The organism is Halomonas sp. 111 (assembly GCF_052379685.1).
Lineage (GTDB): Bacteria > Pseudomonadota > Gammaproteobacteria > Pseudomonadales > Halomonadaceae > Vreelandella > Vreelandella citrativorans.
Genome location: NZ_JBQSYV010000029.1, coordinates 20,816 through 28,674 on the forward strand (window position 1 = coordinate 20,816; position 7,859 = coordinate 28,674).

Below are 7,859 nucleotides of genomic sequence, written 5' to 3' on the forward strand. Positions count from 1 at the left end.
TTTACTGGAGCAGCCCGCCTCACGCGGGCTGATAGCCAATGCCCACGTTCCTTTATCGCTATTTTGTCCTTTTCTGCCTGGTGTTAATGCTGACTCCCCAGATCGGCGCTGCACAGGAATTTCCCGGCATCTCGGGCGAAGTACTGATTAAGAGCACTTTGGTAGCGGAAACAGATCAACCGGTACCTGGTTCCTCCAGCACCTTAGCCGTCTTCATGGAGCCGCAATCAGGTTGGCATGGGTATTGGAAACAGCCGGGTAGCATTGGCCTACCACCGCAGTTCAATTGGCAATTGCCGGAAGGTGTCAGCGTAGGCGATGCCGCTTACCCAGTACCGCAGACGCTAATGACTGGCGATCTGATGAATCATGTCTACGAGCACCCTTATGCACTATTGCTGCCCATTAAAATAGACGCCTCTGTACCCACCGGGACCTCTCTGCCTATTAGCGTTGATTTCAACTACTTGGCTTGTCGCGCTGATGCCTGCATTCCAGAGGAGGCATCGCTTGCCACTACGCTGGTCGCAGGCGATGGCCACATTACGCCTGAGCGCAAAACACGCTTCGATGAATGGCGGCGCGAGCTTCCCAGGCCTCTCGGTTCGCAAGCCAGCTTTGTGACGACCGATGATAACCAGCTGCGTTTAAGCATCCCCTTGCCCACCAGCGTGGAACTAAACGATCCACACTTGTTTGTTGCCACCGACAATGTGGTTGATCCCGCGTCTGAGCAGGTTTTTAGTCGTGAAGGCGACACATTGATTATTGAAACCCAGTTGGCAAAATACTGGCAGACAGACAATCCACCTGACGAGTTCGAAGCACTTCTGTCACTGGGCAATGGAACCGGTTTAGCATTGGTTAGCCGTAGTGATGGTGCGCCAACGCCAAACGCAAGCACAGCTGGCGTACAAAGTAGTTCTACATTACTACTGACCGCATTTCTCGGTGCCATCCTCGGCGGCGTTCTGCTCAATATCATGCCCTGCGTTTTCCCTATTCTCAGCCTTAAGGTCCTTAGCCTTGCACGCCTGTCCGGTGGTCAACGCGAAGCCCGGCGTGAGGCGCTAGCCTATACCGCCGGTGTGGTCCTCGTTTGCTTGATACTGGGCGCAACGATTATTGCTCTGCGCGCAGCCGGTACTCACGTTGGCTGGGCATTCCAGTTGCAAGACCCACGGGTCATTGTGGTGCTTACGCTGTTGACTGCCGCGATTGGCTTTAACCTGGCAGGCCTTTTTGAACTAGGCTCCATCAATGCTGGCTCCAAACTGGCTAGCCAGGAGGGCATGTCCGGCGCTTTCTGGACGGGCGTACTTGCCGCCTTTGTCGCAACACCTTGCTCCGGCCCATTTATGGCCACAGCGCTTGGCGCTGCCTTGGTACTCCCTACGGTTGCCGCACTGACGGTTTTCGTGGGCTTGGGCTTGGGCATTGCCTTACCGTTTTTGCTGCTTGGTTTCATACCAATGCTTCGTCGCCGCCTTCCTCGGCCGGGCCCTTGGCTTGCAACCTTTCGGCATATCATGGCCATCCCAATGTTTCTAACCGCTTTAGCGTTAGCTTGGGTGCTTGGCCGCCAGCTCAGCAATAACGGCATGATTGCAAGCCTCGCTCTAATCTTACTACTGGCGATAGGACTTTGGTTCACCGGCCTGCGCCAACGCAATGGCAAGCGCTTGAGCTGGGTGCCGGCAGGACTCGCGGCCGTACTCGCGCTGACGGGAAGCATCCTCGTTCCGGGCTCTTTTGCAGGGCACGAAGCGCCCATTAATGCAGCCGCAAATTCCCCCGCCACACGCACACTCGACTTTGACGCGGACCGCTTGGCCGAACTTCGGCAACAGGAGCAAACCATCTTTGTCTACTTTTCCGCAGACTGGTGCGTCACTTGCCATATGAACGAACAGCGAGCCATTGATATAGCCAGCACGCAACAAGCATTTGAGCAGGCGGATGTGATCACTATGAAAGGTGACTGGACCAATGGTGACCCAGCTATCACCGCTTTTTTGGAACAACACGGCCGCTCAGGGGTACCTCTCTACTTGTGGTACACGCCAGACCAAAACGAGCCTGAAGTCCTTTCACAGATTCTTGCGCCAAATGTGTTATCGACGTTAGCGGGCAAGTCTGGTTAACCCGCACGGTTAACAGGTGCTGAACAGTTAGCAGGAGAACCGTGCGTAAGACCGCCGTGGCGTCTTCCAAGCCTTGTTGTAATGCCTTGGATACAAGAGGCTTCGAAGGCGGCGATGAGGCGGCCACGTAGAGCGATGGCGTTAGCCAATATACTGCTTTGTTGTAGTGACCGTACCGTAAGCAAAGGCCAAGGCTGCCATTATCGTTGCGTGAACCTGAGGCGCTGGCACCGTCACGCCATCGAATTCAAGATCCAGCGTGGCGCAGGCATCGTGGATAATCGTCGTCTTGTAACCCAAATCCGACGCTGCACGGCTGGTGGCATCGATGCACATGTGGCTCATTGCGCCAATAATGACGACCTCCTCAATATTTTGCTGGTCCAACAGCTCTTGCAAACCGGTCTCACGAAACGAGTTAGGAAAATGCTTCACTAGTACCGTTTCCTCGCCCAACGGCGCGACTATGGGGTGAATGGCTACCCCTTGCGTACCAGGGGTGAAAAAAGGAATGTCTGGATCGGCAGATTCATGCTGAAAATAGACGACAAGATCGTTTGCCGACCGGGCATGTTCAATGACGTTAGCTGCGTTCGTGGCAGCCTCTTCAATACCGTTCAACAGCAGCTTGCCGCCGGGGAAATACTCATTTTGGATATCGACGACAATGATTGCGCGATGACTCATATTATCAATCCTTTTCAGTAGCGTTTGCCAATAGGCTGGCAAGAAGAAGTAGGCCGCTATATAAAGAAGCGGCCCTTGGGATTAGAAGGAAATGACCTCACCATCGGCGGGAATAAGTACGTGTTCCTGAACTCCCTCTTTTTGCACATAATCGGCCAGTTCGTCACGGCTTAGCGTCATATGATTCACGGCATCCATATGCACCGCGATGATGGTGGCATTCGGGGCTTTCTGGTGGGTACGCAGGGTATCTTCTTTACCCATAATGATGGGATCACCTTCGAAACCATCTACCTCGGCAGCACCGGTATTCAACACGATCATCTCTGGGTTGTAGCGCTCCATTGCCTGCTCGACCTCATCACGCCATACGCTATCGCCGACTAAATACGTCGTTTTCTGCCCCGGAGCTTCGAAGACGACACCCATGATCTCACCTAGTGATTGCGCCAGCTCAGGAACAGCATAGAGAGCATCGGAGCCATGCTGGCCGCCCGTCTTGTGAAGCTGCACGCCGCCAAACTCGGTGCCGCTATCAAGGATGCGCACATCGCTGAATCCCTGAGAGCGAATCAGCTCGGCATCAGCGGTATTCTGAGCGAACAAGGGAATGTCCTTCGGCAATTGCGCTTGCGCGGCGGCATCCCAGTGGTCGAGGTGCGTGTGAGTGACGATGACAGCGTCTATATCGCCGATCACATCTTCCACCGGCATTGGCAGCCCAACCAGCGGATTACGCAACTCGCTACGGTAGGTATCTTCAAATCCCGGATAGGCGCCCTGCTCGGCCAGCATAGGATCAATCAGGAAAGTGGTGTCCCCATAGGTGATTTTTACCGTCGCATTGCGGATCTGCTGCACCTGCTGCGTTGCCTCCTGAGAGAGCGAGTCCGCGGATGCGCTATGAGCGATAAGCACCGTGGCGATGGCAAGAGAACTAGCGAGGGTCTTGATGAGCATCTGTGTACTTCCTTAAATTCGTTACGGGTAATGGCAAGTAGTTTAGAGAGGCTCAATCAACAAAAGAATTGGCCTGAAAGACATTTATCGAAACTTTTGGGCCATGATGCTACTGTTTATAAAACGCATAGCAGGAGTCGCACTTTGTCTCTACCCAATGTCGGCCTAATCCTTCACCCACACTTCAGCCCCTTCCACTTCTCCGTGCCCTATATGGTGTTTGGTATAGCGTTGTCTGATCGCACGCTGTTCAATCTTTCCATTGTGGCACCTGGGGGAAATTCCATCGAAGGCGAACGGGCAATGACGGTGAAGCCCGATGGCGGTTTAGAACTGTTGGATAACATGGATATTGCGATAGTGCCTGGATGGCACGACCTGAATGAAGCACCGCCACCAGAGTTGTGTGAGGCGCTCGTCCGCTGTCATGAGCGAGGCGCTCACGTCGTGGGGCTGTGTTACGGCACCTATGCGCTGGCTTATGCCGGGCTGTTGGATGGCAGGCGGGCGTCGACCCACTGGATGGCCGAGCAGGATTTTAGTGGCCGCTTTCCCAACGTTACGCTGGACACCAATGCGCTCTATGTGGAGGAAGACCGTCTAGTGACGTCGGCCGGTACCGCTGCTGGCCTGGATTGCTGCTTATTCCTGGTACGCGAATACTATGGCGCGCAGGTTGCCAACAAGGTGGCCCGTGCCATGATCGTTCCACCCCATCGGGAAGGTGGGCAAGCGCAGTTCATAGAGCAGCCGGTTGCCGCCTCAACCCAAGATGCGCATATCAATCGCCTGCTCGACTACCTACGAGAAAACCTATCGGCATCGCACACGATTGACGAGCTTGCTGAGCGCACCGCCATGAGCCGCCGTACCTTTACGCGAAACTTCCAAAAAGCCACCGGCATGACCGTCGTGGCGTGGCTGGTGAGCGAACGGTTACGGCGTGGGCGTGAGCTTTTGGAAACCACCTCGTTGTCGGTAGAAGCGATTGCAGAAAAGGCGGGCTTTCACACGGCGACGTCTTTCCGCCAACATTTCCGGCAGCGCCATCAAGTTAGCCCACGCGATTGGCGCAAAACCTTTGGCGGCAACGCCTGACGATCAACGCTTACATCTAACATTCCAAGTAATGCACACAACATAATGTGATTGCTATTTCCTAATATGTCTACAATACTGGACATATGGAAATTAAAAACGTCACGGCCAGTTTTAGTGCCCTTTCTCAGGAAACGCGCCTTGAAGCCTTTCGGCTTTTGGTACGCCATGAGCCTGAAGGCCTTCCTGCAGGGGAAATTGCACGCCAGCTATCGGTGCCCCATAACACGATGTCGGCGCACCTTTCAGTGCTTTCACGGGCAGGATGGGTCAGCTCTCATCGGCAGAGCCGTTCCATTATCTATCGCGCTAATCTCGGCCATATGCAACAAATCCTGGGCTTTATGGTTCGCGATTGTTGTGCGGGACACCCAGAGATTTGCGAGCCGCTTCTGACGGCCTTTACTGACTATTCTCTCACTACCGAGAAGGAATAACTCTTTTGAAAACGACGATTTATCACAACCCCGCCTGCGGCACCTCGCGCAATACGTTAGCGATTATCGAAGCATCCGGTGAGACACCGCACGTCATCGAATATCTAAAAACACCACCCAGTCGCGAGCGGCTGGTCGAGCTGATCTCGATGATGGCGATTACCCCAAGAGAGCTACTGCGCCGCAAGGGCACGCCCTTTGAAGAGCTCAATCTCGATGATCCAGCATTAAGCGATGATCAACTGATAGACGCCATGATCGCACACCCCATCCTGATCAATCGCCCTATTGTGGTAACGGAAAAAGGCGCACGCCTGTGCCGCCCTTCAGAGCGTGTACTCGACTTATTGGCCAATCCAGTCACCACGTTTACCAAAGAAGATGGTGAGGTAGTGCACCTTAAGGATAGCCACCCGTGAGCGAACCTATCAGTTTCAATGACCTGCCCAACATTGATCTTCAAAAGCTCCAGCCGATAGATGTGGACGTATTGGCGGGCCCCGATGCGCCGCGTCATTCCCCCAGGATTCTGGTGCTTTACGGCTCTCTGCGCGAACGCTCTTTTTCACGCTTGGCGTCCGAAGAAGCGGCGAGGTTGCTGCGCTGGTACGGCTGTGAAGTACGTACCTTTAACCCATCAGGCTTACCGCTGCCAGATGACTCAGAGGCCGATCACCCGAAGGTAAAAGAGCTGCGCGACCTTGCTCAGTGGTCCGAAGGCATGCTGTGGGTCAGCCCCGAACGGCATGGTGCGATGACGGGGATTATGAAAACGCAAATCGACTGGATACCGCTATCGCTCGGCGGTGTTCGCCCTACTCAGGGTAAAACGCTGGCGGTGATGGAAGTGTCTGGCGGCAGCCAAAGCTTTAATGCCGTTAACCAGATGCGAATCCTCGGGCGTTGGATGCGCATGATCACCATCCCTAACCAATCCTCTGTACCTAAAGCGTTCACCGAATTTGACGATGCCGGACGCATGAAGCCCTCACCTCTTTATATGCGTCTCGTCGATGTGTGTGAGGAACTGGTGAAATTCACCTGGTTGACGCGAGACAGGTCCGCCTATCTTACCGACCGCTATTCAGAGCGTGTCGAGAGTGCTGAAGAGCTCTCTCGCCGCGTTAACCAAAACACTCACTGACGTAAGGTCCTTTCATGTTGGCACTGGCCATTTTTGTCGTCACCCTGGTGCTGGTGATCTGGCAACCTAAGGGTTTGGGTATCGGATGGAGCGCGCTGGGCGGCGCGTTAGTGGCACTGCTTATGGGCGTGGTGCACTTGGCTGATATCGTTGTGGTGTGGGACATCGTCTGGGATGCCACCTTTACGTTCGTTGCCCTGATCATTATTTCGCTGATTTTAGACGAAGCAGGGTTCTTCGCCTGGGCCGCGCTGCACGTGGCGCGCTGGGGCAATGGGCGCGGGCATCTGCTTTTCCCGCTGGTCGTGTTACTCGGCGCGGTCATTGCCGCCTTCTTCGCTAACGATGGCGCCGCCCTACTGCTAACGCCCATTGTGATCGCTATTCTGCTGCGCCTGAAATTTGAGCCGCCTGCGGCGCTGGCCTTTATCATCGCGACGGGCTTCATCGCCGATACCGCAAGCCTACCCCTAGTGATCTCTAACCTCGTTAATATCGTCAGTGCCAACTACTTTGATATTGGCTTTGATCGCTATGCGGCGGTTATGGTGCCGGTGAACCTGGTGTCAGTAGCGGCTACATTGGCCGTGCTCTGGATAGCCTTTGGCCGCCGTATTCCTAAGCACTACGCCGTTGAAGACCTCGACCCACCGCGCTCAGTCATAAAGGACCCGCTGATATTTCGAGTGGCGTTTCCGTTGCTGGCGACACTTCTGATCGCCTACTTCGTGACCGCCCCGCTAGGCATTCCCATCGCCTTTGTGACAGGCACAGCCGCCGTGCTGCTAATGGCAATTGCCGGACGCTGGTGGCAAGCGGGCCGCGGTGCCATCGTCTCCGTATCAAGTGCGTTGCGCGGCGCCCCCTGGCAGATAGTGCTGTTCTCAATCGGCATGTACCTCGTCGTCTACGGGCTGGGTAATGCAGGGCTGACAAATTATGGCGCGCTGGCGCTTGAGTGGCTGGCACAACAGGGTAATTTTATCGCCACGCTGGGCACCGGTTTCCTTTCCGCCATCGTCGCCTCGGTAATGAACAACATGCCCTCGACACTCGTCGGCGCGCTGGCAATCGACCAAGCAAACGTGCCTGCCGTCACTCAGGAATTGATGGTCTACGCCAACGTGATTGGCAATGACCTGGGACCCAAGTTCACCCCCATTGGCAGCCTCGCCACCCTGCTCTGGCTACACGTACTAGCGGGCAAGGGATACAAAATTGGCTGGGGCCAGTATATGAAAATAGGCCTGCTGATAACGCCGCCGGTGCTATTGGCAACGCTGGTTGCCTTGGCGCTTTGGCTGCCGGTGTTGTCTGCGGGGTGAGCTGAATAGGGGTTTAGGTTGGATGGAAGCTAGTCAGGGATTCTGGCTAGCTTCTGGTATCGGC

The 7,859-nt window shown here is 55.0% G+C and carries 8 protein-coding genes; 6 read left to right on the plus strand and 2 right to left on the minus strand.

Annotated elements, in window-relative coordinates; genetic code table 11:
• Positions 1 to 38: 38 nt before the first annotated feature.
• Positions 39 to 2,144, plus strand: a complete 2,106-nt coding sequence (locus tag ACT3T7_RS17290) for a protein-disulfide reductase DsbD family protein (RefSeq protein ID WP_444631745.1) — start codon at positions 39 to 41, stop codon at positions 2,142 to 2,144.
• 141 nt (positions 2,145 to 2,285) lie between these two features.
• On the opposite strand, the gene ACT3T7_RS17295 is transcribed toward ACT3T7_RS17290, so the two are convergent.
• Both ACT3T7_RS17295 and ACT3T7_RS17300 read right to left on the minus strand, forming a co-directional pair.
• The gene (locus ACT3T7_RS17295; protein ID WP_444631746.1) at positions 2,286 to 2,831 is read right to left on the minus strand and encodes a cysteine hydrolase family protein; all 546 of its coding nucleotides are present in this window, start codon (positions 2,829 to 2,831) and stop codon (positions 2,286 to 2,288) included.
• A gap of 81 nt (positions 2,832 to 2,912) precedes the next feature.
• Entirely contained in the window at positions 2,913 to 3,791 is an 879-nt protein-coding gene (locus ACT3T7_RS17300) for an MBL fold metallo-hydrolase (protein WP_444631748.1), read from the minus strand.
• A 144-nt stretch (positions 3,792 to 3,935) separates the two neighbouring features.
• On the opposite strand from ACT3T7_RS17300, the gene ACT3T7_RS17305 reads away from it, so the two are divergent.
• The 5 genes from ACT3T7_RS17305 to ACT3T7_RS17325 all read left to right on the plus strand — a co-directional run bounded on the left by ACT3T7_RS17305 (position 3,936) and on the right by ACT3T7_RS17325 (position 7,795).
• Positions 3,936 to 4,889 carry a GlxA family transcriptional regulator gene (locus tag ACT3T7_RS17305; protein WP_444622598.1) on the plus strand — a complete coding sequence of 318 codons (954 nt, stop codon included), beginning with the start codon at positions 3,936 to 3,938 and terminating at the stop codon, positions 4,887 to 4,889.
• 86 nt (positions 4,890 to 4,975) lie between these two features.
• Positions 4,976 to 5,326, plus strand: a complete 351-nt coding sequence (locus ACT3T7_RS17310; protein ID WP_441677118.1) for an ArsR/SmtB family transcription factor — start codon at positions 4,976 to 4,978, stop codon at positions 5,324 to 5,326.
• Between the two features lie 5 nt (positions 5,327 to 5,331).
• Positions 5,332 to 5,745, plus strand: a complete 414-nt coding sequence (gene arsC / locus ACT3T7_RS17315; RefSeq protein WP_441677117.1) for an arsenate reductase (glutaredoxin) — start codon at positions 5,332 to 5,334, stop codon at positions 5,743 to 5,745.
• A complete protein-coding gene (gene arsH / locus ACT3T7_RS17320) occupies positions 5,742 to 6,470 on the plus strand; it encodes an arsenical resistance protein ArsH (RefSeq protein ID WP_441677116.1) in 729 nt (242 codons plus the stop codon). Before arsC ends, arsH begins: the two co-directional genes overlap by 4 nt.
• A 14-nt stretch (positions 6,471 to 6,484) precedes the next feature.
• Positions 6,485 to 7,795 (plus strand): arsenic transporter, encoded by a 1,311-nt coding sequence (locus tag ACT3T7_RS17325; RefSeq protein WP_444631750.1) that lies wholly within the window; start codon positions 6,485 to 6,487, stop codon positions 7,793 to 7,795.
• The last annotated feature ends 64 nt before the right edge of the window (positions 7,796 to 7,859 follow it).